The sequence below is a fragment of the Kitasatospora sp. NPDC057223 genome (genome assembly GCF_042669755.1).
In the GTDB taxonomy this organism is placed as follows: domain Bacteria; phylum Actinomycetota; class Actinomycetes; order Streptomycetales; family Streptomycetaceae; genus Kitasatospora.
In genome coordinates, this window is record NZ_JBHUWW010000068.1 from 1 (window position 1) to 26,353 (window position 26,353).

Below are 26,353 nucleotides of genomic sequence, written 5' to 3' on the forward strand. Positions count from 1 at the left end.
ATCATCTTCCTCGACGAGCCGACCACCGGCCTCGACCCCCGCTCGCGGCACAGCATGTGGCAGATCATCCGGCAACTCGTCTCCGGCGGTACCACGGTCCTCCTCACCACCCAGTACCTGGAGGAGGCCGACGAACTCGCCGACCGCATCGCCGTCCTGGACAACGGCCGGATCGCCGCCCACGGCACCGCCGAAGAACTCAAACGACTCGTCCCCGGCGGCCACGTCCGCCTGCGCTTCTCCGACCCCGCCGCCTACCGCACCGCCGCCCGCACCCTCACCGACGCCACCCGCGACGACGAGGCCCTCGCCCTGCAGATCCCCAGCGACGGCAGCCAACGCGACCTGCGCACCATCCTCGACCGCCTCGACACCGCCGCCGTCGAGGCCGACGAACTCACCGTCCACACCCCCGACCTCGACGACGTCTTCTTCGCCCTCACCACCACCGCACAGCCCGCCCTGCCCGCCCAGCCCGGCCCGCCCGCCCAGCCCGAGGAGACGCTGCGATGAGCTCCCTGACCCCCGCCGTGCGCGACTCGGCCACCATGCTGCGCCGCAACCTCCTGCACGCCCGCCGCTACCCCTCCCTCACCCTCAACCTGCTGCTCACCCCGATCGTCCTGCTGCTGCTCTTCGTCTACGTCTTCGGCGACGTGATGAGCGCCGGCATCGGCGGCGCCGGCGCCGACCGCTCCGCCTACATCGCCTACCTCGTCCCCGGCATCCTCCTGATGACCATCGGCGGGACCCTCGTCGGCACCGCCGTGTCCGTCTCCAACGACATGACCGAAGGCATCATCGCCCGCTTCCGCACCATGGCCGTCCACCGCGGATCCGTCCTCATCGGCCACGTCATCGGCAGCGTCCTGCAAGCCGTCACCAGCGTCATCCTCGTCGGCGCCGTCGGCGTCGCCATCGGCTTCCGCTCCACCGACGCCACCGCCCTCGAATGGGCCGCCGCCCTCGGACTCCTCACCCTCTTCGCCCTCGCGTTCACCTGGATCGCCGTCGGCATGGGCATGGTCAGCCCCAGCGCCGAAGCGGCCAGCAACAACGCCCTGCCACTGATCTTCCTGCCGCTCATCTCCAGCGCCTTCGTCCCCGTCCACGCCATGCCCGGCTGGTTCCAGCCCATCGCCCAGTACCAGCCCTTCACTCCCGCCATCGAAACCCTGCGCGGACTGCTCCTCGGCACCGAGATCGGCAACAACGGATGGATCACCATCCTCTGGTGCCTCACCCTCGCCACCCTCGGCTACCGCTGGTCCAAAGCCGCATTCGACCGCGACCCGAAGTGACCCCGACGACCGGCCGCCCCCCGCGGACCCCGACGTGCGAGTCCGACGGCGGGTACGGGTGGCGGCGTTCGGGGTCAGAGCGTGACGGTGGCCCGGAAGAGCGTGGCACCGGGCCCGGTGAGGGTGGTGTCGGTGCCGGTGGCGGGCAGGAACGCGGACTCGCCGCGGGCGAGTTCGAGGGTCTGTCCGTCGGCGGCGGTGAGGCGGGCGGCGCCGGTGGTGCAGAGCAGGATCTGCGGGGCGCGGCCGTCGATCTGGCGGGGTTCGTCGCCGAGGTCGAACCGGGAGAGCCGGAACTCGTCGATCGGTACGGGGTAGAGCAGTTCGCCGGGCGTGGCGTCGGCGGGGACGGGCCGCAGGACGTCCGGTTCGGCGGCGGTGAACCCGACGACCTTCAGCAGTTCGGGGACGTCGATGTGCTTGGGCGTGAGGCCCGCCCGCAGCACGTTGTCCGAGTTGGCCATGAGTTCCACGGCGGTGCCGTGCAGGTACCCGTGCGGGACGCCCGCGCCGAGGTAGAGCGCCTCACCCGGCTGCAGCCGGACGTGGTTGAGGAGCATTCCGGCGAGCAGGCCGATGTCGCCGGGGAACTCCCGGGTGATGAGCGTGTACGGGGCGTACGGGCCGGCCGGGTCGGCGGCGGCGGCCCGGTCGACGGCTTCGGCGGTCTCCCGGACGAGATCGGCGGCGGTGGCCCGGTCGAGCGACAGGACGCCGGCGAGTGCCGCCCGCAGGGCCTCGGACTCGGGCTCCTGGTGCAGGACGTCGATCAGCGGGGCGAGCCCGGGCACGTTCAGGGCGGCCAGCAGGGCGGCGGCGTCGGCGGGCCGGCGGAAGCCGCAGAGGCCGTCGAACTCGTCGAGTGCGCAGATCAGTTCGGGCTTGTGGTTGGCGTCGCGGTAGTTGCGGTCCGGCGCGTCGAGCTGGATGCCCCGGGCCTGTTCGTCGGCGAAGCCGGCCCGGGCCTGGTCGAGCGTCGGGTGGGCCTGGATCGACAGCGGGATGCCGGCGGCGAGGACCTTGAAGAGGAAGGGCAGCCCGGTGCCGAACCTGGCCGTGGTGGCTTCGCCGAGTTCGGCCCGCGGGTCGGCGGCGATCAGTTCGTCCAGCGGTACCGGCCCGTTGCCACGGTCGGTGCGGGACGGGGCGCCGGGGTGGGCGCCCATCCACAGCTCGGCCTGCGGGCGGCCGGTGGGCTCCTGCCCGAGCAGTTCGGGGATCGCGGTGACCGAGCCCCAGGCGTACGGGCGGACGGTGTTGACGAGCCTGTCCATGCGCGCGGTCCTACTCCTTGGCTGCACTGGTGTGGGGTGCCGGATCGCTGGGGAAGTTCCCTGCGGGGCGCGGGCGGTCCTGTGGGAAGGGCCGGGAGACGACCCTAACCGACCGGCCGTGCACCGGACCAAGCCGCGGGGAGTCCCGCGAGGCCGCAGGGGCTCGGGCACGGTGACCGAGGGCTGCGGGGGCAGGTATAGAATGCCGGTTCTCAGTACCTTCTGTCTCTGCGGGCCGCCCGGCAAGTCTGTGTCTCTGATACGGGTGACGGTGGCACATCCGCACCCATCGTTCGAGAGGCTTGTACGTGACCGCGACCCAGCAGAGCTTTGCTGATCTCGGCAAGGTGCTGGTGATCATCCCGACCTACAACGAGGCTGAGAACGTCGAGTTGATCGTCGGCCGGGTCCGGGCGGCAGTGCCCGAGGTCCATGTGCTGGTGGCCGACGACAACAGCCCGGACGGCACCGGCGACATCGCCGACAAGCTGGCCGCCGCGGACCCGAACGTGCAGGTGCTGCACCGCAAGGGCAAGGAAGGCCTGGGCGCCGCCTACCTGGCGGGCTTCCGCTGGGGCATCGACAACGGCTACGACGTGCTGGTGGAGATGGACGCCGACGGCTCCCACCGCCCCGAGGAGCTGGACCGGCTGCTGACCGCGCTGCGCGGCGCCGACCTGGTGCTGGGTTCGCGCTGGGTGCCCGGCGGCCGGGTCGTGAACTGGCCGAAGTCGCGGCTGCTGCTCTCGCGCGGCGGCTCGACGTACTCGCGTCTGATGCTCGGCGTGCCGATCCGCGATGTCACCGGCGGCTACCGGGCGTTCCGCAAGGAGACGCTGCTGGGGCTGGGCATGGACGAGGTCGCCTCGGCCGGCTACTGCTTCCAGGTCGACCTGGCGTGGCGCACGGTGAAGGCGGGCTTCAAGGTCGCCGAGGTGCCGATCACCTTCGTCGAGCGTGAGCTCGGTGCGTCGAAGATGAGCCGCAGCATCGTGGTCGAGGCCCTGTGGCGGGTCACCTCGTGGGGCGTCGCCGACCGCTTCGGCAAGCTCACCGGCAAGAACAAGAAGAAGTAGCCCGCGCCGCAGCAGTACGGGCAGTACGGGCAGTACGGGCAGTACCCACAGCATCCAGCAGCACCCGGCCGTGAGGCCGGGTGCTGTCTGCGTTTTCGGCGCCCGGCGCGGTGTGGTGCGTGGCCGGTGCCCGGTCAGCAGGAGCCCGGGCCGCGGCCGGGCGGGAGGTGGATCTCGGCCCAGGTGGCGAGCTCGCCGAGGGCCGGGCGCAGGGCGGCGCCGGCCTCGGTGAGGTGGTAGCTGACCCGCAGCGGCGGGCCCTCGTCGACCTCGCGGACGACCAGTCTGGCGTCCGCGAGTTCGGTGAGGCGGTCGGAGAGCATCCGCTCGCTGATGCCGGGGATGGCGCGGCGCAGTTCGGAGAAGTAGCTGGGGCCGTGGGTGTCGAGCACGGAGACCACCAGACCGCTCCAGCGCTTGCCGAGCAGTTCGAAGGCTCGGGTGATGGCGAGGCCCACGCCCGCGCACGGGTTGGCGGTGCTCGGCGGTACCTCCTGCGGGGCCATGGGGACAGCGTACCGGGCGCCCGCTAGTGACTATCGAAAAGTAAGCTGCTACGTTAATTGCAGCTGCCCATGAAAGGTCAGCCCCTTATTAATCGGAGGTCCGTCATGCCCACGCTCCTGCACATCGACTCGTCCGCCGTCGTCGACGGATCCGTCTCGCGGGAGGTGTCGGCCGCTTTCCGCGACGCCTGGCTGGAGCAGCACCCCGGGGGCACCGTGATCCACCGCGACCTCGCCGCCGATCCCCTTCCGCACCTCGGCGCCGACGGCATCCTGGCGCCCTTCCTCCCCGAGGAGCAGCGGACCCCCGGGCAGGCCGCCGCGCTCGCCGTGCGCGAGGAGCTGGCCGCCGAGCTGGAGCAGGCCGACGCGGTCGTCATCGGCACCCCGATGTACAACTTCTCGATCCCGTCCGGCCTCAAGGCCTGGCTCGACCAGGTGATCGTGTACGGCCGCACCGCCGGCGAGGCCCCGTCGGCGGCCGGCACGCCGGTCACCGTGGTCTCCTCCCGCGGCGGCTCGTACGGCCCGGGCAGCCCGCGTGAGAGCTTCGAGTTCGTGACCACCTACCTGGAGAAGGTGTTCAGCGGGATGCTCGGGATCGAGGTCGACTTCATCGTGCCCGAGTTCACCCTGGCGGCCGTGCAGCCGGCGCTGGCCGAGTTCATCGAGACCGCGCGCGCGTCCAAGGCGCAGGCCCTGCAGGAGGCCGCGCAGAAGGCCAAGGCACTCGCGGCCTGAGGCCCGGCGGGCCGGGTACGACGGCGGCGCACGGGCCCCCGGCGGGTCGCGTGCGGCCGCCGGGCGCACCGGTGTGCCGGGCGCGCCTACCCGTCAAACGGCGACGGGTGCTCCCATGCTGGTCCCACACACGGCGGGCTGAACGGTACGACCGGCAGGCCCGCCCGCCGACCGCCACCAGGGAGCAGCAGTGACCTCGTCCCCGCCCGAGGAGAGCGCCGGACCGGAGCCGGCGGCCAGCCGCACGGGGGCCCCGGACGTCCGCCCGCTGGAGACCGCCGTCTTCACCGGCCCGGAGTCCGCCTTCTTCGCCACGTCCACCCTGATCCTCGGCGAGCACACCGCGATCCTGGTGGACGCCCAGCTGACCCGCAGCGCCGGCCGGGAGCTCGCCGAGTGGGTGGCGGGCAAGGGCCGCCGCCTGCTCGCCATCGTCATCACCCACGAGCACCCCGACCACTACTTCGGTGCCGAGGAGGTGCTGCGGCTCTTCCCCGACGCGCAGCTGCTGGCCGCTCCGCCGGTGGTGGAGGGGATCCTGCGCACCGCCGCGGCCAAGGTCGCCCAGTGGAAGCCGGTCTACGGGGACGACATCCCCGACCACCCGCTGGTGCCGGCGCAGCTGCTCCCGCAGCCGTTGATGGTCGACCGGCAGCTGATCCCCGTCCTGCTGCTCGGCCAGGGCGACTGCGCCGGCTCCACGGTGGTGCACGTGCCCAGCATCCGGACGGTGATCGCCGGCGACTTCGTCTACAACGGCGCCCACGTCTGGACCGCCGACACCACCCCCGAGCAGCGCCGCGACTGGGTGGACAACCTCGGCCGGATCGCCGGGCTCGGCGCCGACCGGGTCATCGCCGGGCACCGGGCACCCGACCAGGACGACGACGCGCTGCGGGTGCTCGCCTTCACCCGCGAGTACCTGCGGGAGTTCGACGACCGGCTGCGGGAGCACCCCACCGACGCGGAGGCACTGGTCGCCGCCATGAACCGCCGCTACGCCGGGCTGACGCTGCCCGACATCCTGGAGCGCGGAGCGGCGGCGAACGTGGCCCGGCGGAGGGCGGAGTCCGAGGAGGCGGCAGCAGAGTCCGAGGAGGAGGCGGAGGCGGACCCCGGGACGGACGGCGACGACCGGGACGGCTAGCCGCGGCGGATACTGACGGCATGACACCGTACGACGCGATCGTGCCGGCCGGCGGCGCAGCCCGGCGCCTCGGCGGGGCCGACAAGCCCGGCCTCACGGTGGGTGGGAGCACCCTCCTCGACCGGGTCCTGGCCGCCTGCGCGGGCGCCGGCACCACGGTGGTCGTCGGGCCGGTGCGGCCGACCGCCCGGGCGGGGGTGCGCTGGGCACGGGAGGACCCGCCCGGTGGCGGGCCGGTCGCCGCGGTCGCGGCCGGCCTCGGTGCGGTGACCGGCGCGACGGTGCTGCTCCTCGCCGCCGACCTGCCCTTCCTCGACGAGCGGACCGTCCACCGCCTGGTCACCGCCCTCGACAGCGGACCGGACGCCCCCGAGGCGGCCGTCCTGGTGGACGCCGACGGACGGGACCAGCCGCTCGCCGCCGCCTACCGCACCGGCGCCCTGCGGACCGCCCTGGCCGCCCTGGGCGACCCGGCGGGCCTCCCGCTGCGCCGCCTCACCGGCGCGCTGCGCACCGTACGGCTGGCGGACACCGACGGCGTCGCGTACGACTGCGACACCTGGGACGAGCTGGCCCGGGCCCGCGACCGGGAGCGTGCGCACGGGCGCTGAGCGGCCGGCTCACCGCCGCGCGGAGGCGGGCGTGAGCAAAACGACGCGCGGTGCTCACGGCCGCATCATCGCGGCGGGCGTTCGATCGGGCAGCATGGGGCCATGGACCGCACGCTGGATGACTGGATCGCCGAGGTCAGCGCCGAGCTGGGCATCGAACTCGACGTCGATGTGCCCGGGCTGCTCGACCTGGCCAGGGTGGTCGCCCACGGGGTGGCCCGCCCGGCGGCCCCGCTGACCGCCTTCCTGATCGGCTACGCCGCCGCCCAGCAGGGCGGCGGCGCTCAGGCCGTGGCAGCCGCGAGCAGCCGCACGGCGGCGCTCGCCGAGCGCTGGACGGCGGCCGCCCCGCCGGAGCAGAGTTGAGCGCCCTGACCGATGCCGAGCCCGCCGCGGCGACCCAGGGGTCCGGCCCGGTGGGCCGGAGCCGCCCGGGCGCCCGCGCCGTCGCCGAGCTGACCTGGCCGCAGGCCCGCGAAGCGGCCCGCCGGGCCGGGCGCCGGGCACCGGCTGCGGCGGCGCCACTGAGCCTGGACCTCGCCGACGCCCTCGGCCACACCCTGGCGGAGCCGCTCGCCGCCCTCACCGACCTGCCCGCCTTCGACACCTCCGCGATGGACGGCTGGGCGGTCTCCGGCCCCGGCCCGTGGCGCCCGGCGGGCCGTCTGCTCGCAGGAGAGCAGGCCGGGCCGCTCGCCGACGGCGCGGCCGTGGAGATCGCCACCGGCGCCCAGCTCCCGCCGGGCGCCACGGCCGTGCTGCGGCGCGAGCACGGCCGGGTCGACGGCTCCCTGCTGCACGACCGGACGCCGGGCTCGCTGACCCCCGGGCAGGACGTCCGCCCCCGTGGCCAGGAGTGCCACCGCGGCGAGCAGCTGCTCCCGGCGGGGACACCGGTCGGGCCGTCCGTGCTCGGCCTGGCCGCCGCCTGCGGCCACGACCGGCTGGCCGTCCACCGCCGCCCGACCGTCGAGCTGCTGGTGCTCGGCGACGAACTGCTCGGCTCCGGTCTCCCGCAGCCCGGCCGGGTCCGGGACGCGCTCGGCCCGCTGCTGCTGCCCTGGCTGCGCGCGGCCGGGGCGGAGGTGCTCGGCCGGCGCCCCGTCCGGGACGACTTCGGGCTGCTGCGGGACGCGGTCCGGCACTCGCCCGCGGACGTCGTGGTCACCACCGGCGGCACCGCCGCCGGGCCGGTCGACTTCCTGCACCAGGCCCTGGACGCGGCCGGGGCCCGGCTCGTGGTGGACGGCGTGGCCGTCCGCCCCGGACACCCCATGCTGCTCGCCGAGCTGCCGGACGGCCGCCACCTGGTGGGCCTGCCCGGCAACCCGCTGGCCGCCGTCGCCGGGGCCGTCACGCTGGCCCTGCCGCTGCTGCACCGCCTCGGTGGCCGGGCGGTGGCCGGGCCGTCCGTGGTGCCGGCCGCCGCCGACCTGCCCGGCCACCGGCACGACACCCGGCTGCTGCCCGTCCGGCGCACCGAGCGCGGCGCCGTGCCGCTGGCCTTCGACGGCCCCGCGATGCTGCGCGGGCTGGCCCTGGCCGAGGCCCTGGCGGTGGTGCCGCCGGGCGGCGTCCGGGCCGGGACGGGCGTCGAGCTGCTGCCCGTCCCCTAGGGCGCGGACGTCAGATGCCGCTGGGGGTGGGGATCGCCTGCCGGATGGTGATCACCCGGTCGGTGAGCTGCAGGACGGCCGCCTCCGGCTCGGTGTAGTTCAGCACCCGGCGGCCCCGGACCACGGCGACCACCAGGTCGGCGCACTCGCGCGGACTGTGCCCCGCCTCGGCCCGGGTGACCGGGCGCTCGATCACGTCCAGACCGTTGCCGTACGTCAGCAGGTCCTCCATCACGGAACCCGCGTGCGGGCTGAGCATCGACATGCCGAGCAGCCGGCCCGCCGAACTGGAGCTGGTCACCACCACGTCGGCGCCGCTCTGGCGCAGCAGCGGCGCGTTCTCGTCCTCGCGGACGGCGGCGACCACGGTGGCCCCCTTGTTGAGCTGGCGCGCGGTCAGGGTGACCAGGACGGCGGTGTCGTCCCGCTGCGGCGCGATCACGACCTGTGCGGCGCGCGGGACTTCGGCCCGCAGCAGGGTCTCCGTCCGGGTCGCGTCGCCGAGCACGCCGGCCAGGCCGTCCCGGGTGGCCTGGTCGATCACCTTCTGTTGCGGGTCGACCACCACGATCGAGTCCTTCGGGACCCCTTGGCCCAGCAGGGTGTGGACGGCGCTGCGCCCCTTGGTTCCGTAGCCGATGACGACGGTGTGCTCGCGCACGGTGGACCTCCAGCGTCCGATGCGCCATTGCTGGCGGGTGCGTTCGGTCAGCACCTCCAGGGTGGTGCCGACCAGGATGATCAGGAAGACCACGCGCAGCGGGGTGATCACCAGGATGTTGACGAGCCGGGCGGTGTCGCTGACCGGGGTGATGTCGCCGTACCCGGTGGTCGAGAGGGTGACGGTGGCGTAGTAGGCGGCGTCCAGCAGGTCGACCGAACCGTCGGAGTTGTCGTTGTAGCCGCTGTGGTCGCCCCAGACGATCAGGGTCGTGGCGGCCAGCACGCCCAGCGCCAGAGCCAGCCGCTTCAGCACCTGGCGCAGCGGTGGGGCGGCACTCCTGCTGGGGAGCGAGATCTGACGGTCGGACTCCGTGCCGCCACCCGCGACGCTCCTGGCGCCGGACCCGGCGAGCCGCAGCCAAGACGGCCTGGCGCCGGACCGGGATGGGGATCTGTCGTTGGTCATACGAAGAATCATGCGGTTCCCGGCGGCCGGGGTGGCACCGCCGCGCGGCCCGGGCGGGCCCCGGGGCGGGCGGGCCGGGTGTGCCCGGGCGGGCCGCTCCCGTCATCGGGAGCACCAAGTGCCCTGCCCGGCGCGGCTGGTATGTCACCGGCGGGGGCGCCCGGCGGGCGTAGCGTGGCGGTCATGCGAGCCATCACGATTCCTCATCCCGGCGGCCCCGAAGCGCTGACCTGGGCCGAAGTTCCCGATCCGGTGCCCGGCCAGGGCGAGGTCCTGGTCGAGGTGGCGGCGACCGCCGTCAACCGGGCCGACCTGCTGCAGCGTCAGGGCTTCTACGACCCGCCGCCCGGCGCCTCCCCCTACCCGGGCCTGGAGTGCTCGGGGCGGATCGTCGCGCTCGGCGCCGGCGTCGCCGGCTGGGGCATCGGTGACGAGGTGTGCGCGCTGCTGGCCGGCGGCGGCTACGCGGAGCGGGTCGCGGTGCCGGTCGGCCAGCTGCTGCCGGTGCCCAAGGGCGTCAGCCTGGAGGAGGCCGCCGCGCTGCCGGAGGTGACCGCGACGGTCTGGTCGAACCTCTTCATGGTGGCGCACCTGCGGCCCGCCGAGACGGTACTGCTGCACGGTGGCGCGAGCGGCATCGGGACGATGGCGATCCAGCTGGCGAAGGCCGTCGGCGCCCGGGTGCTGGTGACGGCGGGAAGCGCGGAGAAGCTCGCGCGCTGCGCCGGGCTGGGCGCGGACGTCGGCATCAACTACCGGGAGCAGGACTTCGCGCAGGCCGTCCAGGAGGCCACCGGCGGGGTCGGGGTGGACGTCGTCCTCGACATCATGGGAGCCAAGTACCTGGAGCGGAACGTGGACTCGCTGGCGCTGAACGGACGGCTGGTGATCATCGGCCTGCAGGGCGGCGTGAAGGCCGAGCTGAACCTCGGCGCACTGCTCGCCAAGCGGGCCGCCGTGATCGCGACCTCGCTGCGGGGACGCCCGCTGGCGGAGAAGGCGGCGATCGTGGCGGGGGTGCGCGAGCACGTCTGGCCGTTGATCGAGGGTGGCGTGGTCCGGCCGGTGGTGCACCAGGTGCTGCCGCTGGCCGAGGCGGGCACCGGGCACCAGCTGCTGGAGGCGGGTGCGCAGGTGGGCAAGGTGGTGCTGCGGGTGTGAGGTGCGGGTGGTGAGGTGCGGGGCCGGATTCGGCCGTTCGGAATGCCCGGATTGTCGGATTGTGTGACGCTGGTCCGGAGCTGTCCCGCCGCCGGCCGCGCCTGAGCGCGGTCGGCCGTCGGAAGGACCTCCGTCCGTGGCCGCAACTCCGTACGTGTTCTCCGAGCTCCCGCCCGCCGCGCCCCGTCGCGCCCTCACCGGTACCGGTCCGCGTGCCGCTGCCGCTGCCGCTGCGCCGGTGGCCGCCCGCCGGCGTCGGACGGCCGCCGGCCTCGCCGCCGCCGGCCTCGCCCTCCCGCTGCTGCTGGCCGGTCCCGCGATGGCGGCGGAACCGGACCCCGGGACCGGGGCGGCCGCCACCGCGCAGCAGACCGTGGACGCCGCCGTGGAAGCCGCCCCGGGCGCGGCGCTCCAGCCGGCTGACAGCGCTGCCGCGCAGGCCGCCGGGGCCGCCCAGGCAGCCCAGGGCGTCGAGCCGGAGGCGCAGGAGGCCCTCGACCCGGACCTGCCGGAGCCGGCCCAGCTTCCTCCGGTGACGGCGGCGCCCGAGGTGCCGAGCCCGGCGGAGGAGTCCGCAGATGGGTCCGCCGGCGTGCCGGTGCACTCGCCCCGCGCGACGCCGTTGCCGGGCCAGGTGCTGTCGCCCCCCGCGGCGCCGGAGCGGGACCCGGCCGCCGGCCCGTCCTCGGGTCCGTGGTCCGGCCCGTCGGCGGATGCCTCGGCCGCCCCCGCGCCGGGGGCGGAGCCGTCCTCGATACCCGTGCCGTCGCCCGTCCCCTCCTTCGGCCCCTCCCTCGCCCCGTCCGCCCTCCCGTCCGCCCTGCCCCCGTCCGCCGGATCGACGGCGCAGCCGCCCGCCGTGCCGTCCCCGGCGGCCGGACCGTCCCGGCCGCCGGTGTCCGACGACCGGTCCGCGGTGCCCGGCCGGACCGGCGCCGCCGCCGCGCCGTCCGTCCACCGGCACCGCCCGGCGATGGCCCCGCAGCAGCACCGGGAGGCGGGCCCCCCGGTGACGGGCCGGGGCGCCGCGGCCGAGGGGGCGCCGCCGCAGGACCGGACCGGTCAGGACCAGGCGGGGCCGGACCTCACCGTCGGGGAGCCCGCGCCGGACGTCGTCGCCGTGGCCGCCCCGGTCGCCGTACCCGCCCGCTGGGGCGACTCCTCGACCCTGCAGCTGCCGCTCGGCGCGGGGCTGGCCCTGATCGGCAGCGGCCTGGCGCTGGTGGGCCTGCGGATGCGGCGGGGCTGAGGGCCGGGGCCGGGTAGCCTGGCCCCGTCCGGCTCGTGCGACCGGATCTGATGCCCCGGCAGGTCATCCGGGAGGCGCGGGCCCTGCCGCCGGCGCCGTGCGGGCCCGCCCCGCTGCGCACGCAGTACGTACCCGAGCAGGCACCGGCGTGCACCGGGTCCTTCCGTGTCCCGAAGCCCGGTGAGAGAGAATGGGATTCATGACGAAGCCGATGAACGAGCGCTCGCAGCAGGAGTCGTACCAGGCGTCGGGCGGGCAGTCGGAGGACAGCCCGAAGGTGCTGATCGTCGGACCGGACGGACGGCCCGTCGGGCAGGGGTTCGCCCGGTTCGGCGACGACGAGGCGTTCGAGCCGCGCGAGCTGCCGGTGACCGAGATGGTGGAGCAGCCGGCGAAGGTCATGCGCATCGGCAGCATGATCAAGCAGCTGCTGGAGGAGGTCCGGGCGGCTCCTCTGGACGAGGCCAGCCGGGTCCGGCTGAAGGACATCCACTCCAGTTCCATCAAGGAACTGGAACTGGGCCTGGCCCCCGAGCTGGTCGCCGAACTGGAGCGGCTCTCGCTGCCCTTCACCGAGGACACCATCCCGACCGAGGCCGAGCTGCGGATCGCGCAGGCGCAGCTGGTCGGCTGGCTGGAGGGCCTCTTCCACGGCATCCAGACCGCGCTGTTCGCCCAGCAGATGGCCGCCCGGGCGCAGTTGGAGCAGATGCGCCGGGCGCTGCCGCCGGGCCTGCACGGTGCGGAGCAGGACCTGGAGGAGCCGGGCGAGGGCCGCGGCATGCGCTCCGGCCCGTACCTGTAGCCACTGTCCGGACGGGGGTCGTCCGGCGGGGGTGTAGCAGCAGGGTCACAGTGTCGGCCCTGCACAGAGCGGTGGCGTTCCGAGCCGATACCCTGGCCCCAGTCGCAGGCCCCCCGAGGCCGCGGCGGGGCCGGGCCGGCCGGTGAAGGTGCCGGTCCACACGGATGATTCCGAACGTCACGGCCGCGGTGGCACCGCGCCGAGGGGGAGCGAAGGACCATGAGCGAGGACGGCAGCGCGGGTCAGGGCCACTCCCTGGGCAACGGCAGGTACGTGCTTCAGCACCTGCTCGGCGAGGGCGGGATGGCCTCGGTCCACCTGGCGTACGACAACGTCCTGGACCGTCAGGTCGCGGTGAAGACCCTGCACACCGAGCTGGGCCGCGAGCAGTCCTTCCGGGAGCGGTTCCGCCGTGAGGCGCAGGCCGTGGCGAGGCTCGAACACACCAACATCGTCACCGTGTACGACTCCGGCGAGGACGTCGCCGCCGACGGCGCCACCACGCCGTACATCGTGATGCAGCTGGTCGAGGGCCAGCCGCTGCGCGACGTGCTCAACGAGGCCGTCGCCCAGTACGGCGCGATGCCCGCCGACCGCGCGCTGAAGATCACCACCGGGGTGCTGGCCGCCCTGGAGGCCTCGCACGACGCCGGCCTGGTGCACCGTGACATCAAGCCCGGCAACGTGATGTTCGACCGCAAGGGCGTCGTCAAGGTGATGGACTTCGGCATCGCCCGCGCGCTGCAGTCCGGCGTCACCTCGATGACCCAGACCGGCATGGTCGTGGGCACCCCGCAGTACCTCTCGCCCGAGCAGGCGCTCGGCAAGAGCGTGGACGCCCGCTCCGACCTCTACTCGGTCGGCTGCATGCTGTTCGAGCTGCTCACCGGCCAGCTGCCGTTCGACGGGGACTCCCCGTTCTCGATCGCGTACAAGCACGTCCAGGAGGAGCCGCCGGCCCCGTCCTCGCTGAACCCGGCGGTCACCCCGGCGGTGGACGCACTGGTCGCCCGCGCGCTGCGCAAGGACCCGGCGCACCGGTTCCCGACCGCCGAGGCGATGCGCGAGGAGGTCGAGCGCGTGCTGGGCGGCGGCCAGGGCGGCAGCCCGCTCCAGGCCAGCACCCCGCTGGTGATCGGCGAGGGCCCGCGCTCGGCGTTCGCCGCGCCGTCGCTCACCAGCATGCCGCAGGTGCCCGGCGACCTGCGCACTCCCGCGCCGCAGGTGCAGCAGCCGTACCAGCCGGTGCACAACTCGCCGCAGTACGGCCCGCAGACGCCCCCGCCGCCGTACCAGACGCAGCCGCCGCACACGCCGCAGCCGTTCCAGCAGCCCTACCAGCCGCAGCAGCCGTACCAGACGCCGCCGCCGCACGGCTTCCACCCGCAGACGCCGCCGCCCTTCCCGCAGCAGGCGCACACTCCCGCGCCCCGGCCCATGCCGATGCCGATGCCGATGCAGCAGCAGCCGGTGTTCGCCCCGCGCCCGGCGGCGAGCAACAGCGGCTGCTCCACCGCGCTGGTGGTGGTCGGGATCATCCTGGGCGTGATCGTCCTGGTGGTCATCATCATCGCGATCGTGGCGACCAAGGCCGACAGCACGACCGGCTACGGAAGCCTTCCGGCGCCGTCCACCGCCGTCACCCTGCACCTGGACGCCCTGCCCGGCGACGGCGGGGCCCTGCTCTGAGGTACCCTGCCCGATCGGCCGTGCACAGCAGGCTGCCCGAGGCGGTAGCGTTCTAGGGATTACGTAGCGACAGGGCGACCGCGATCCGAGCGAAGGCCCGGGGCGAGGAGCGATGGCACAGACGCAGCAGCCTGGCGACGGCGAGGGGGACCAGCCCGCCGGCCGGGAGGACGTCGGACACCGGACGCCGCGCGAGCCCGGCCGCGACGGTGACGGCACCGCCCCGACCACCGCCGTCCCGTCGTCCGCGAACGGGCCGCACACCCCGGGTCGCGGCAGCGCCGCCCCGCTCGGCACCGTCGGTGACGGCCGTTACCGGCTCACCCACCGGCTCGGCCGCGGCGGCATGGCGGAGGTGCTCGCCGCCCAGGACGTCCGGCTCGGGCGGACGGTCGCCGTCAAGCTGCTGCGCCCCGAGCTGGCGCAGGACGACATCGCCCGGCTGCGGTTCGGCCGCGAGGCGCAGTCGGTCGCCGGGCTCAACCACCACTCCATCGTCGCCGTGTACGACACCGGCGAGGAGCACCACGGCGAGGAGTCCACGCCGTACATCGTGATGGAGCTGGTCGAGGGCCGGACCGTCCGCGAACTGCTGGTGGACGAGGAGGCGCCGCCGGTCGACCAGGCGCTGATCATCATCGCCGGCGTCCTGGAGGCCCTCGCCTACAGCCACCGGCACGGCATCGTGCACCGCGACATCAAGCCCGCCAACGTGATCATCACGACCGGCGGCGCCGTCAAGGTGATGGACTTCGGCATCGCCCGCGCCCTGACCGGCGCGGCCAGCACCATGACCCAGACCGGCATGGTGATGGGCACCCCGCAGTACCTCTCGCCGGAGCAGGCGCTCGGCAAGCCGGTCGACCACCGCTCCGACCTGTACGCCGCCGGCTGCATGCTCTACGAGCTGCTGACGCTGCGGCCGCCGTTCACCGGCGACACCCCGCTCTCGGTGGTCTACCAGCACGTCCAGGACGCGCCGGTGCCCCCGTCGCACGCCAACCCGCGGGTGCCCTCCGGGCTGGACGACCTGGTGCTCCGCTCGCTCGCCAAGAACCCCGACGACCGCTTCCAGGACGCCGACGAGTTCCGCGCCCACCTCCAGCACGCGCTGCGCCAGCTGCACGGCTCCGGCGCGGCCGGCTACCCCGGCGCCGCGGCGGCGGCTGCCGCCGCGGCGGGCCTGGCCGCGGCCGGGCAGGGGCACGGCGGCGGCTTCCCGGGCCTGGACACCGGCTCGGGCTCGGGCATGGGCAGCGGTGGCTACGGTTCGCCGCCCGGTGGCACGGACGTCACCGAGCAGTTCGGTGTCGGCCCGGGCGACCGGACGTCCGTCCTCCCGTACCAGCAGACCCCGTCGGGCGGCTATCCGCCCGCGGGCGGGCCGCCCGGCGGCGACGGCGGGGGCGACGACGAGGGCTCCCCCCGGGGGCGCGGCCCGTGGGTGTGGGTGGCCGGTGTGGTGGCGGTGGCCGTCGCCGCCGGCATCGGGATCGCGTTCGCGCTCAGCGGCGGTGGCGGGACACCGGACCCCGGCATCACCACGCCGCCGGCGAGCGTCAGCACGGCGCCGCCGTCGACGCCGAGCGAACCGACGCCGTCGCCCAGCGCGAGCGCCTCGAAGAAGACGCAGGCGCCGAGCGACAACCAGACCTTCGCTCCGACGCCGTCGCCGACCAAGCACACGTCGCCGTCCGCGTCGCCGTCGCCGTCCGCGTCACCGTCGCCGACGGCCACCGCGTCGAAGTCGCCGACCGCCACGAGCTCGCCGACGGCGACCACCTCGCCGACGGCGACGAGCACGGCCGGTGGAACGGCCAGCCCCCCGCCCGTCGAGGTCTCGCCCAAGGTGCCCGTTTCGCCGCCCGCGACTCCCTGACCCCGCCGGGTCAGTTGGTGAAGGCGTCCAGGATCTGTTCGTACTCCTGACACCACCAGGCCAGCTGACCCGCCGAGGCGGCGAACAGCGGGTCGGCGCGGTGGTCGCCGCGCTGGTAGTGCCACTGCAGGATCCAGAAGTCGTTCAGCCGCTCCCACCAGACCCGGTGCACCGCCGCCGCCAGCTCCTCCGGGCGGCCGGCCCCGGCCGCCCGGTAGGCCTGCGAGTAGTGCCGGACCCGGACCAGGTCGAGCACTCCGCTGCGCCGGTCGTTGAACAGCAGGGTGGCGGCGCGTACGGCCTCCTCGGCGCGTGGTTGAGGGCCGAGCTTGTCCCAGTCCAGGACGGCTCCGACCCGGTCGCCGCGATGCAGCAGGTTCAGGCCGTGGAAGTCGCCGTGGGTCCAGCCGGTGGCCGGGGCCGCCTGCGGGCCGGGCCGCCGGTGGGCGAGCGAGCCCAGCAGGTCGAGCCGCTCGGTCAGCCGCTGCTCGGCGAGTGCGTCGAAACGGCTGTACGGGCGGCTCGCACGGGCCCGGCGGCGCAGGTCGGCGGCGAGCCGGGCGCTGTCGCGCGGGTCGGCGGTGCGGTAGCCGGCGGGCTGCGCCACGGGGGCGCAGACCTCGTCCAGCGCGCCGTGCAGGTGCCCGAGCAGCGCGCCGAGGGCGTCGCACTGCGACAGGCCGAGTTCGGTGCCGTGCCGGTGCCGGCCCTCGACCCAGGGGAAGACCGCGAAGAACCGCCCGCCGAGTTCGGTCACCGTCAGGCCGCCGGTGCCCGGCAGCGGCGCCGGGACGGGCAGCCCCCTGGCCTGCAGCCCGGCCGTCGCCCGGTGCTGGGCGGTGATGGCCGTCCGGTCGGCGGTGGCGGCGTCGACGTAGCACTTCAGGAAGTACGTGCCGGCCTCGGTGGTGACCCGGTAACCGCGGTTGAGCAGGCCCTCCGCCACCGGCGCCGCGGCCAGCAGCCGGCCCAGCCGGTAGGTCTTCAGTACGGCGGCCAGGGCGGACCGGGGGACGGGCGGGCTCAGTGTCCCTATCGGCGGCGCCTGGAGGTCCGGCCGGGCGGGCGCCCCGGCCAGCGTCCGCCGGGCGGCCGGCGGGAGGAGCGGAAGGGGCGGGCGGAGCGTGAGGGCGGCCGTGCGGACGGGGAGGCGCGCCGGGGCGAAGCCTGCCGGGGCCAGGGGTGATTGAGGGGTCACGGCCAGAGCGTAGGGCCCCCGGCAGGGGGCCCTTGACAAAGCGTCAGTTCTCTGATTAGAGAATCAGTGCTGCTGGTCGGCCTGGTGGCGGGCCACGAAGGCGGCGGCCTGGGTGCGCCGTTCCATCCCCATCTTGGCGAGCAGGCTGGAGACGTAGTTCTTCACGGTCTTCTCGGCCAGGTGCAGCTCGTTGCCGATCTGGCGGTTGGTCATGCCCTCGCCGATCAGGTCGAGGATGCGGCGCTCCTGCTTGGTCAGCTGGGCGAGCCGCTCGTCCTGCTTCTCGCCGCCGTCGCGCAGCCGCTCCAGGACCCGGCTGGTGGCGACCGGGTCGAGCAGCGACTTGCCGGCCGCGACGTCCCGGACGGCGCTGATCAGGTCCGTTCCGCGGATCGCCTTGAGCACGTACCCGGAGGCGCCGGCCATGATCGAGTCGAAGAGCGCCTCGTCGTCGGAGAACGAGGTGAGCATCAGGCACTTGATGTCCGGCAGCTGGGAGCGGACCTCGCGGCAGACCTCCACCCCGTTGCCGTCCGGCAGTCGGACGTCCAGCACCGCGACGTCGGGGTGGACGGCGGGGATCCGGGCGAGGGCCTCGGCGGCGGTGCCGGCTTCGCCGACCACCTCGATGTCCCCTTCGACGGACAGCAGGTCGTGTACGCCCCGCCGGACCACCTCGTGATCGTCGAGAAGAAATACTCTGATATGTCCGTTTGTCGTCACGCCCAAAGAGTCCCATACCGGCCGGGCAAAGGCCCAGCACCGGGATCGGCGCGCTGGCCGGATCCCGACGCCGGGGGCAAAACCGAGCCCCGTTACCCCCTTACGCGGAGCGCGCCGCCCGGATAGCGTGCGCAGGTGTCCTGACGGCCACCGCCGTGCGAGCTGCGCCACAAGCGCCGTTCCCGGGCGCGGGAACAACTAGGACGTCCTAGCGCAAGCGCGCCAAGGGCTGTCGCTGGGTAACGTTCTCGTGAGGTACGCCGTCGGAAGAGGATCACCACCTGCCCCGCAGTCGGTGCGCACACCCACGCGCGCCTCGCGAGGCGGTGACCGGACCGGTCACCGGCGACCCCGGGCGGCCGGACAGACCGAGGAGTGAACGTGACCGTCAAAAGCACGGCGAGGGCGCGCAAGAAGGCTGCCCCGGCCGTCCCTGACACCCTCCCCACGGGCTCGGGAGCCCAGCCGGACCTCGTCCAGCTGCTGACCCCCGAGGGAGAGCGGGTCGAGCACCCGGACTACCCGCTCACCACCACGCCCGAAGAGCTCCGCGACCTCTACCGCGACCTGGTCCTCGTCCGGCGTTTCGACGCCGAGGCCACCTCGCTGCAGCGGCAGGGAGAACTCGGCCTGTGGGCGTCGCTGCTCGGCCAGGAGGCCGCCCAGGTCGGCTCCGGCCGCGCGATGCGCCCCGGGGACTACGCGTTCCCCACCTACCGCGAGCACGGCGTCGCCTGGTGCCGCGACGTGGACCCGCTGAACCTGCTCGGCATGTTCCGCGGCGTGAACCACGGCGGCTGGGACCCGAACGAGAAGAACTTCCACCTCTACACCATCGTGATCGGCGCGCAGGCCCTGCACGCCACCGGTTACGCGATGGGCATCACCAAGGACGGCACGGACGACGCGGTGATCGCGTACTTCGGCGACGGCGCCTCCAGCCAGGGCGACGTCTCCGAGGCCTTCACCTTCGCCTCGGTCTACAACGCGCCGGTGGTCTTCTTCTGCCAGAACAACCAGTGGGCGATCTCCGAGCCGACCACCAACCAGACCAAGATCCCGCTGTACCGCCGCGCCTCCGGCTTCGGCTTCCCCGGCGTCCGGGTCGACGGCAACGACGTGCTGGCCTGCCTCGCGGTCACCCGCTGGGCACTGGACCACGCCCGCAGCGGCAACGGCCCGGTGCTGATCGAGGCCTTCACCTACCGGATGGGCGCGCACACCACGTCCGACGACCCGACCCGGTACCGGCTCACCGAGGAGACCGAGGCCTGGCGCGCCAAGGACCCGATCTCCCGCCTCAAGGCCCACCTCGACCGCGAGGGTCTGGCCGACGAGGCCTTCTTCGCCTCCGTGGAGGCCAGGAGCGAGGAGCTCGGCCTGCGGGTCCGCGAGGGCGTGCGCTCGATGCCCGACCCGGACCCGACCCTGATCTTCGACCACGTCTATGCGGAGCCGCACACACTGGTCGACGAGGAACGGGCCGAGTACACCGCGTACGCGGCCTCCTTCGAGGGCGGGGAGAACCTCTGATGGCCGGTCAGCTCAGCATCGCCAAGGCGCTCAACGAGGCCCTGCGCAGGTCGCTGGAGGAGGACCCCAAGACGCTGCTGATGGGTGAGGACATCGGCAAGCTCGGCGGCGTCTTCCGGATCACCGACGGCCTGCAGAAGGACTTCGGCGAGGACCGGGTGATCGACACCCCGCTCGCCGAGTCCGGCATCGTCGGCACCGCGATCGGGCTCGCGCTGCGCGGCTACCGTCCGGTGGTGGAGATCCAGTTCGACGGCTTCGTCTACCCCGCGTTCGACCAGATCGTCTCCCAGCTCGCCAAGATGCACGCCCGCGCGCTCGGGCACATCAAGCTCCCCGTCACCATCCGCATCCCGTACGCGGGCGGCATCGGTGCGGTCGAGCACCACAGCGAGTCGCACGAGGCGTACTTCGCGCACACCGCCGGCCTGCGGGTGGTCAGCCCGTCCAACGCGCACGACGCGCACTGGATGCTGCGCCAGGCCATCGCCTCGGACGACCCGGTGATCTTCCTGGAGCCGAAGCGGCGCTACTGGGACAAGAGCGAGGTCGGCGACGAGGCCGGCCTCCCGCTGCACGACGCCCGGATCGTGCGCCCCGGCGCCGACCTCACGCTGATCGCGTACGGGCCGATGGTCAAGGTCTGCCTCGACGCCGCCGCGGCCGCCGAGGAGGACGGCCGCCGGCTGGAGGTCGTCGACCTGCGCTCGCTCTCCCCGATCGACTTCGCGGCCCTGGAGGCCTCGGTCAAGCGCACCGGGCGCGCCGTCGTCGTGCACGAGGCGCCGGTCTTCCTCGGCCTCGGCGCCGAGCTGGCCGCCCGCCTCACCGAGCGCTGCTTCTACCACCTGGAGGCGCCGATCCTGCGGGTCGGCGGCTACCACGCGCCCTACCCGCCCTCCCGGGTGGAAGAGGCGTTCCTGCCCGACCTCGACCGTGTGCTCGACGCCGTCGACCGCGCGTTCGCGTACTGAGCCGGGAGCGATGATGACCACCGAAGTTCGCTCGCTCCGCGAGTTCAGGATGCCGGACGTCGGCGAGGGCCTCACCGAGGCCGAGATCCTCACCTGGTACGTCAAGCCCGGCGACACCGTCACGGACGGCCAGATCGTCTGCGAGGTGGAGACCGCGAAGGCGGCGGTCGAACTGCCGATCCCCTTCAACGGGACGGTCGACCAGCTGTTCTTCCCGGCCGGCGCCACGGTCGACGTCGGTACGGCGATCATCACGGTCGCGGTGGCCGGCGCCGCCCCCGCCGAGACCGCGGCCGTGGTCGCGGCACCCGCCGCTGCCGCCTCCGCCGCCACCGAGGAGCGGCCCGAGCGCCGCGAGGTGCTGGTCGGCTACGGCCCGCGGACCGGCGCCGACCGGCGCCGGGTGCGCAAGCCCGCCACCGGACACGCGCCTGCGGCGGTGCCGGTGCCGGTGCCTGTCTCGGTGCCCGTGCCGGCGCCGGTCGTGGTTCCGGTCCTGCCCGAGCAGTCCACCGGCGCCGGTGACCGGCCGCTGGCCAAGCCGCCGGTGCGCAAGCTCGCCAAGGACCTCGGCATCGACCTGCGCTCGGTCACCCCGACCGGCCCGGACGGTGTGATCACCCGCGAGGACGTCCACGCGGCGGCCGCGCCGCCCGCGCCCGTCGAGTCCGCCGCTGTGGCTCCGCAGGCCGTCGCCGTCGAGCCGGCCCCGCCGGTGCTTGCGGCCGCGGGCACGGGCGACGTCCGGATCCCCGTCAAGGGCGTCCGCCGGGCGACCGCGCAGGCGATGGTGGCCTCGGCCTTCACCGCCCCGCACGTCACCGAGTTCATCCAGGTCGACGTGACCCGCACGATGAAGTTCGTCCGCCGCCTCAAGGAGACCGGCGAACTCGGCCAGGGCGTCCGGGTCAGCCCGCTGCTGCTGGTCGCCAAGGCGCTGCTGACCGCGATCAAGCGCCACCCCGAGATCAACGCGGCCTGGGACGAGGCGGCGCAGGAGATCGTCATCAAGGGGCAGGTGAACCTCGGCATCGCCGCGGCCACCCCGCGCGGCCTGCTGGTGCCCAACATCAAGGACGCCGGCTCCCGGACCCTCTCCGGCCTCGCGGTGGCGCTCGGCGAACTGGTCGACACCGCCCGGCAGGGCCGCACGTCACCGGCCGACATGCAGGGCGGCACCGTCACCATCACCAACGTCGGCGTCTTCGGCGTCGACACCGGTACGCCGATCCTCAACCCGGGCGAGGCCGCCATCCTCGCCTTCGGCGCCGTCCGGGACCTGCCGTGGGTGCACAAGGGCAAGGTCGTACCGCGCCAGGTGACCACGCTGGCACTCTCCTTCGACCACCGGATGGTGGACGGGGAGCTCGGCTCCAAGGTGCTGGCGGACGTCGCCGCACTGCTGGAACGCCCCAAGCGCCTGATCACCTGGGGCTGACACCGCGCACGGCACGACCGGCAGGGCCGTACCCCCACCGCCGTGGGGGTACGGCCCTGCCGTCCGACCGGGTGCCTCACCGGGGACGTCCGTCCCCGCCGGGGGGTCGGGCCGGTCCGGAGGTTTTTTCGGGAGCTTCCGCGGAGCCGCTCCGGGATACTTCCGGGATGTCCGAACAGCAGCTCGTAGCGCAGGCCGCCGGGGAGTCCCCGGGCGGCGGCCACCGTCCGTCGTTGCGGCGCGACGTCTCCCTCCCGGCGCTGCTGGCGGGGCTGGTCTGCGTCGTGGTCGGGTTCTCCGGCCCGCTCGTGGTGGTCCTCGCGGCCGCCGCGGCGGGCCGGCTCGACCAGGCGCACACGGCCTCCTGGATCTGGGCCGTGGCCCTCGGCAGCGGCTCCACCTCGCTGCTGCTCAGCTGGCGGACCAGGATGCCGGTGATCACCGCCTGGTCCACGCCGGGCGCCGCCCTGCTGGTGACCGGCCTGGGCGCCTACCCGTACCGGGAGGCGGTGGGGGCGTACCTGGTGAGCGGGGTGGTGGTCGCGCTGCTCGGGTCCACCGGCCTGTTCGGGCGGTGGACCCGGGCCGTCCCGGCGGGGATCGTGAACGCGATGCTGGCAGGCATCCTGTTCGTCTTCGGCACGGGCATGTTCACCGCGCTGCACAGTGCGCCCGCCCTGGTGCTGGGCACCTTCACCGCCTTCCTGCTCGCCAGGCGGTTCGCGCCCCGGTACGCCGTGCCGGTCGCGCTGCTGGCCGGCGGGGTGCTGGCGGCGGCCACCGGCACCCTGGCGCTGCACCTCGGTGGTGCGGGCGGCCCGGTGCGGCCGGTGTTCACCGTCCCGGCCTTCTCGTGGTCGGCCCTGGTCGGCCTGGCGCTGCCGCTCACGATCGTGGCGCTGGCCTCGCAGAACGCGCCTGGGCTCGGGGTGCTGCGGGCCTTCGGCTACCGGCCGGACGACCGGCTGCTGATCGGGGCGACCGGCGGCGTCTCCGTCCTGCTGGCGCCGTTCGGCTCGCCGGGCGTCAACCTGGCCGCCATCACCGCCGCGATCTGCGCGGGGCCGCAGGGGCATCCCGACCCGGGCCGGCGCTATGTCGCGGGGATGTCCGCCGGGGCGCTGTACATGCTGGTGGGAACGTTCGGCGGGCTGCTGGTCGGGGTGTTCACCGGGCTGCCGGGGGAGCTGGTCGCGGTGGTCGCCGGGGTCGCGCTGCTGGCCTCGCTGCAGGGCAGCCTGGCGGCTGCCGTGGCGGACGAGGAGGGCCGGGACGCGGCGGTGGTGACGTTCCTGGCGACGGCGTCCGGGATGTCGCTGTTCGGCATCGGCTCGGCGTTCTGGGGCCTGCTGCTGGGGGTCGGTACCCATCTGGTGCTGCATGCGCGGGGGCGGCGCCGGAGGGGCTGACACCTGGGCTGCGGCGGGGTCGTCGAGGGCGTCCGGCCATTGGTTGGTACCTCTGGGGCGATACGGATCATTGGGCCAGTCCAGTGATGTTGAAGCGTGTCTGCCATGGCGGCGCGACCCCGTGGGGTACGTCTTCGCGACCCCCACCCGAGCGCCTGCCGGGTGACCGGATCACCTAGGACGCACCCGCATGCCGCCTGGCAACCCTGGCCGGCTCGTCCGGAGTCTGGCCGCTCTCGTGCTGCTGTCCACCGCCGTGCTCCCGGCCGCCCTGGAGCTGGCCGGGCCCTCGCCCTTCGGCTCGATCGGGGCGCCGGCCGACCGGGCGGTGCCGCCGCACTCCGTGCAGCGGGCCGACCTGCACGCCGTCGGGGTGGCGCCCACCGTCGACATACGGCGCACCGGGGACCCGGCCGACCGGATCACCCTGGTGCTGCTCGGCGACGGCTACACCGCCGACCAGCAGGACCTCTTCCGCCAGGAGGCGGACCGGGCGTGGCGGTCGCTGATGGAGATCGAGCCGTTCCGCAGCTACCAGGGCTTCTTCAACATACGCAGGGTCGAGGTCGTCTCCCCGGTCTCCGGCATCTCCGAGGACGAGAGCCACGACCAGAAGGGCGCCACCCCGCTCGGCATGCACTTCTGGTGCGACGGCACGGCCCGGCTGCTCTGCGCGGACGAGGCCGCCGCCGCCCGCTACGCCGGGGAGGGCGAGGGCCCGCAGTACCTGATCGCGCTGGCCAACTCCACCGAGTACGGCGGCGCCGGCGGCACCGGCGTGACCACCCTGGCGGGCGGCAGCCCGGACGCCGGCCGGATCATCCAGCACGAGATCGGGCACACCGTCGGGGACCTCGGGGACGAGTACGACAGCGCCCCGGACGACGCCGACTACCCCAACCTGGCCCTGGAGAACGCGGACGAGATGCGCCGCAAGCAGGTCAAGTGGTGGCGCTGGCTGGGTGCCCAGTCGCCGGACGGCGGTGGGACGGTCGGGGCGTACCGCAGTGCCAACGGCATCTACCGGCCGACGCCCGACTCGGTGATGCGCACCCTCGGCGGCACGTACAACCTGCCCTCCCGGGAGGCGATCATCGAGCAGATCTACCGCCGGGTCGGCCCCACCGACAGCCCGCTGCCGCCCGCCGGGGAGGTCACCGGGCGGCCCCTGCTGCAGGCTCGCCCGCTGCCGCTGGCCGGCTCCCGCCAGCTCCAGGTCGACTGGCGGGTGGACGGCGTGCCGCTGGACCCGCAGCCCGCGGACCGCGGCTCACTGGACACCGCGCGGCTGACGGTGGAGCCGGGCCGGACGGTGACCGTCTCGGCGGTCGTCCGGGACACCACGGATTGGGTGCGGGACGAGGGATTCCGGGACCGTTACATGACCCGGACGGTCTCCTGGACTCTCCGCGGCTGAGGTACTTCGTACCCGACCCCGGGGTTCGGTTCGGATGATGGGATGACTAATCTGGGCCCACTATGACCGTGGACCCAGCCCGCACCGCCCCGCCGCCCGTACCCGGTCCCCGACTCAACCCCGGCCCAGGCCCCGGCCCCGCCGCCACCGCCGCCGCTTTCACGGTGCCCGTCCGCCCGCCCGGCGGGCGCGCGGCCTGGGCCGCCTGGTCGATCGGCGTCAGCGCCTACTTCCTCGCGGTGATCCACCGCACCAGCCTCGGCGTGGCCGGCCTGGACGCCGCCGAACGCTTCAGCATCGGCGCCTCGGCCCTCTCCACGTTCTCCATCCTCCAGGTGCTGGTCTACGCGGCCATGCAGATCCCGGTCGGGCTGCTGGTCGACCGGTACGGCCCGCGCAAGGTACTGCTGCTGGGCGTCCTGCTGCTCAGCGTGGGGCAGCTCGCGTTCGCCTTCAGCTCCTCCTTCACGCCCGCCCTGGCCTCCCGGGCGATCCTCGGCTGCGGCGACGCGATGACCTTCATCAGCGTGCTGCGGATCGCGGCCCGCTGGTTCCCCGCCGCCAAGAACCCGCTGGTCGCCCAGCTCACCGGCCTCGCCGGGATGGGCGGCAACCTGGTCACCACCGTCGTGCTCGCCCAGGCCCTGCACAGCGAGGGCTGGACCCCCACCTTCACCGCCACCGCCCTGCTCGGCATCGGCGTGTTCGCGCTGGTCGCGCTGCTCCTTCGGGAGGCTCCGGCGGACGCCGGCCAGGCCGGCGCGGCTCCCGTGCCCGCCGCGCCCCGGCCCGCCGTGCGTGCCCAGATCCGCGACTCGTGGCGCGAGCCCGGCACCCGGCTCGGGCTCTGGGTGCACTTCACCACCCAGTTCCCCGGCAACGCCTTCGGCCTGCTCTGGGGCCTGCCCTACCTGGTCGAGGCCCAGGGCATGACCCGCGGCCAGGCCGGCGGCCTGCTCACCCTGCTCGTCTTCAGCAACATGGCCTTCGGGCTGTTCTTCGGCAAGCTGATCTCCCGGACGGCCCGGGCCCGGATCCCGGTGACCCTGACCGTGATCGCCGCCACCGCGGTCAGCTGGGCCGTCGCGCTCTCCTGGCCGGGCGCCCACCCGCCGGTCTGGCTGCTGGTCGTCCTCATCCTGGTGATGGGCAGCAACGGCCCGGCCTCCCTGGTCGGCCTGGACTACGCCCGCGCCCACAATCCGCCCGGCCGGCTCGGCACCGCCTCCGGCATCGCCAACATGGGCGGCTTCATCGGGACGATGATCACCCTGTTCGGCATCGGCGTCCTGCTCGACGCCCTCTCGCCCGGCGGCGCCGCGGGCTACTCGGCGGACGCCTACCGCTGGGCGTTCTGCTGGATGTACGTCCCGCTCGCCGTGGGCACCGTGATGATCCTGCGGCTGCGGCGCAAGGTCGCCGCGCCGTAGCCGCACCGGCCGGGGCCCGGCGGGATCACGGGCTCACCGGCCGGCCG

At 74.3% G+C, this 26,353-nt stretch carries 21 protein-coding genes and 3 pseudogenes; 19 read left to right on the top strand and 5 right to left on the bottom strand.

Annotated features, from left to right (window positions below; genetic code table 11):
- Window positions 1–513 (top strand): annotated as a pseudogene (locus tag ACFUK0_RS23110) (ABC transporter); the annotation flags it as partial.
- Window positions 510–1,301, top strand: coding sequence for an ABC transporter permease (locus ACFUK0_RS23115; RefSeq protein ID WP_380253136.1), 792 nt, complete (start codon window positions 510–512; stop codon window positions 1,299–1,301). The pseudogene ACFUK0_RS23110 and the gene ACFUK0_RS23115, both read left to right, overlap by 4 nt.
- Before the next feature lie 74 nt (window positions 1,302–1,375).
- Here the strand turns inward: ACFUK0_RS23115 and manA are convergent, their stop codons facing one another.
- The gene (gene manA, locus ACFUK0_RS23120; protein WP_380253138.1) at window positions 1,376–2,575 is read right to left on the bottom strand and encodes a mannose-6-phosphate isomerase, class I; all 1,200 of its coding nucleotides are present in this window, start codon (window positions 2,573–2,575) and stop codon (window positions 1,376–1,378) included.
- 308 nt (window positions 2,576–2,883) lie between these two features.
- Between manA and ACFUK0_RS23125 the strand changes: the two genes are divergently transcribed.
- Entirely contained in the window at window positions 2,884–3,651 is a 768-nt protein-coding gene (locus ACFUK0_RS23125) for a polyprenol monophosphomannose synthase (protein ID WP_380253140.1), read from the top strand.
- 134 nt (window positions 3,652–3,785) lie between these two features.
- On the opposite strand, the gene ACFUK0_RS23130 is transcribed toward ACFUK0_RS23125, so the two are convergent.
- Window positions 3,786–4,157: a winged helix-turn-helix transcriptional regulator gene (locus tag ACFUK0_RS23130; protein WP_380253143.1), complete on the bottom strand. Its 372-nt coding sequence runs from the start codon at window positions 4,155–4,157 to the stop codon at window positions 3,786–3,788.
- Between the two features lie 105 nt (window positions 4,158–4,262).
- Between ACFUK0_RS23130 and ACFUK0_RS23135 the strand changes: the two genes are divergently transcribed.
- The 5 genes and pseudogenes from ACFUK0_RS23135 to ACFUK0_RS23155 all read left to right on the top strand — a co-directional run bounded on the left by ACFUK0_RS23135 (window position 4,263) and on the right by ACFUK0_RS23155 (window position 8,272).
- The gene (locus tag ACFUK0_RS23135) at window positions 4,263–4,898 is read left to right on the top strand and encodes an FMN-dependent NADH-azoreductase (protein ID WP_380253145.1); all 636 of its coding nucleotides are present in this window, start codon (window positions 4,263–4,265) and stop codon (window positions 4,896–4,898) included.
- Between the two features lie 190 nt (window positions 4,899–5,088).
- Window positions 5,089–6,045, top strand: coding sequence for an MBL fold metallo-hydrolase (locus tag ACFUK0_RS23140; protein ID WP_380253147.1), 957 nt, complete (start codon window positions 5,089–5,091; stop codon window positions 6,043–6,045).
- Window positions 6,046–6,065: 20 nt separating this feature from the next.
- A pseudogene (locus ACFUK0_RS23145) lies at window positions 6,066–6,650 on the top strand (molybdenum cofactor guanylyltransferase); the annotation flags it as partial.
- Between the two features lie 114 nt (window positions 6,651–6,764).
- Window positions 6,765–7,022 (top strand): annotated as a pseudogene (locus ACFUK0_RS23150) (DUF6457 domain-containing protein); the annotation flags it as partial.
- A gap of 5 nt (window positions 7,023–7,027) precedes the next feature.
- The gene (locus tag ACFUK0_RS23155) at window positions 7,028–8,272 is read left to right on the top strand and encodes a molybdopterin molybdotransferase MoeA (protein ID WP_380253208.1); all 1,245 of its coding nucleotides are present in this window, start codon (window positions 7,028–7,030) and stop codon (window positions 8,270–8,272) included.
- Between the two features lie 10 nt (window positions 8,273–8,282).
- On the opposite strand, the gene ACFUK0_RS23160 is transcribed toward ACFUK0_RS23155, so the two are convergent.
- On the bottom strand, window positions 8,283–9,401 hold the full coding sequence (locus ACFUK0_RS23160) for a potassium channel family protein (protein ID WP_380253149.1): 1,119 nt from the start codon (window positions 9,399–9,401) through the stop codon (window positions 8,283–8,285).
- 183 nt (window positions 9,402–9,584) lie between these two features.
- Here ACFUK0_RS23160 and ACFUK0_RS23165 point away from each other — a divergent pair, with 183 nt between their 5' ends.
- From ACFUK0_RS23165 to ACFUK0_RS23185, 5 genes are all read left to right on the top strand, one after another.
- On the top strand, window positions 9,585–10,562 hold the full coding sequence (locus tag ACFUK0_RS23165) for an NAD(P)H-quinone oxidoreductase (RefSeq protein ID WP_380253151.1): 978 nt from the start codon (window positions 9,585–9,587) through the stop codon (window positions 10,560–10,562).
- A gap of 136 nt (window positions 10,563–10,698) precedes the next feature.
- Window positions 10,699–11,811 carry a hypothetical protein gene (locus ACFUK0_RS23170; protein ID WP_380253153.1) on the top strand — a complete coding sequence of 371 codons (1,113 nt, stop codon included), beginning with the start codon at window positions 10,699–10,701 and terminating at the stop codon, window positions 11,809–11,811.
- 199 nt (window positions 11,812–12,010) lie between these two features.
- Window positions 12,011–12,616: a bacterial proteasome activator family protein gene (locus tag ACFUK0_RS23175; RefSeq protein WP_380253155.1), complete on the top strand. Its 606-nt coding sequence runs from the start codon at window positions 12,011–12,013 to the stop codon at window positions 12,614–12,616.
- Between the two features lie 219 nt (window positions 12,617–12,835).
- Window positions 12,836–14,305 carry a protein kinase gene (locus tag ACFUK0_RS23180; RefSeq protein ID WP_380253157.1) on the top strand — a complete coding sequence of 490 codons (1,470 nt, stop codon included), beginning with the start codon at window positions 12,836–12,838 and terminating at the stop codon, window positions 14,303–14,305.
- 112 nt (window positions 14,306–14,417) lie between these two features.
- Window positions 14,418–16,184, top strand: a complete 1,767-nt coding sequence (locus ACFUK0_RS23185) for a protein kinase (protein WP_380253159.1) — start codon at window positions 14,418–14,420, stop codon at window positions 16,182–16,184.
- 10 nt (window positions 16,185–16,194) lie between these two features.
- On the opposite strand, the gene ACFUK0_RS23190 is transcribed toward ACFUK0_RS23185, so the two are convergent.
- Window positions 16,195–17,382 (bottom strand): phosphotransferase, encoded by a 1,188-nt coding sequence (locus tag ACFUK0_RS23190; RefSeq protein ID WP_380253161.1) that lies wholly within the window; start codon window positions 17,380–17,382, stop codon window positions 16,195–16,197.
- 63 nt (window positions 17,383–17,445) lie between these two features.
- Window positions 17,446–18,105 carry a response regulator gene (locus ACFUK0_RS23195; RefSeq protein WP_380253163.1) on the bottom strand — a complete coding sequence of 220 codons (660 nt, stop codon included), beginning with the start codon at window positions 18,103–18,105 and terminating at the stop codon, window positions 17,446–17,448.
- 381 nt (window positions 18,106–18,486) lie between these two features.
- Between ACFUK0_RS23195 and pdhA the strand changes: the two genes are divergently transcribed.
- From pdhA to ACFUK0_RS23225, 6 genes are all read left to right on the top strand, one after another.
- Window positions 18,487–19,638 carry a pyruvate dehydrogenase (acetyl-transferring) E1 component subunit alpha gene (gene pdhA / locus ACFUK0_RS23200; protein ID WP_380253165.1) on the top strand — a complete coding sequence of 384 codons (1,152 nt, stop codon included), beginning with the start codon at window positions 18,487–18,489 and terminating at the stop codon, window positions 19,636–19,638.
- Window positions 19,638–20,612 carry an alpha-ketoacid dehydrogenase subunit beta gene (locus ACFUK0_RS23205; protein ID WP_380253167.1) on the top strand — a complete coding sequence of 325 codons (975 nt, stop codon included), beginning with the start codon at window positions 19,638–19,640 and terminating at the stop codon, window positions 20,610–20,612. The genes pdhA and ACFUK0_RS23205 overlap by 1 nt, the downstream gene beginning before the upstream one ends.
- 13 nt (window positions 20,613–20,625) lie before the next feature.
- Window positions 20,626–22,050, top strand: coding sequence for a dihydrolipoamide acetyltransferase family protein (locus ACFUK0_RS23210; protein ID WP_380253169.1), 1,425 nt, complete (start codon window positions 20,626–20,628; stop codon window positions 22,048–22,050).
- 167 nt (window positions 22,051–22,217) lie between these two features.
- Window positions 22,218–23,459, top strand: coding sequence for a benzoate/H(+) symporter BenE family transporter (locus ACFUK0_RS23215; RefSeq protein ID WP_380253171.1), 1,242 nt, complete (start codon window positions 22,218–22,220; stop codon window positions 23,457–23,459).
- Between the two features lie 190 nt (window positions 23,460–23,649).
- Window positions 23,650–24,876, top strand: a complete 1,227-nt coding sequence (locus ACFUK0_RS23220) for a M64 family metallopeptidase (protein WP_380253173.1) — start codon at window positions 23,650–23,652, stop codon at window positions 24,874–24,876.
- Between the two features lie 62 nt (window positions 24,877–24,938).
- Window positions 24,939–26,306 (top strand): nitrate/nitrite transporter, encoded by a 1,368-nt coding sequence (locus ACFUK0_RS23225; RefSeq protein WP_380253175.1) that lies wholly within the window; start codon window positions 24,939–24,941, stop codon window positions 26,304–26,306.
- Window positions 26,307–26,353 lie beyond the last annotated feature (47 nt).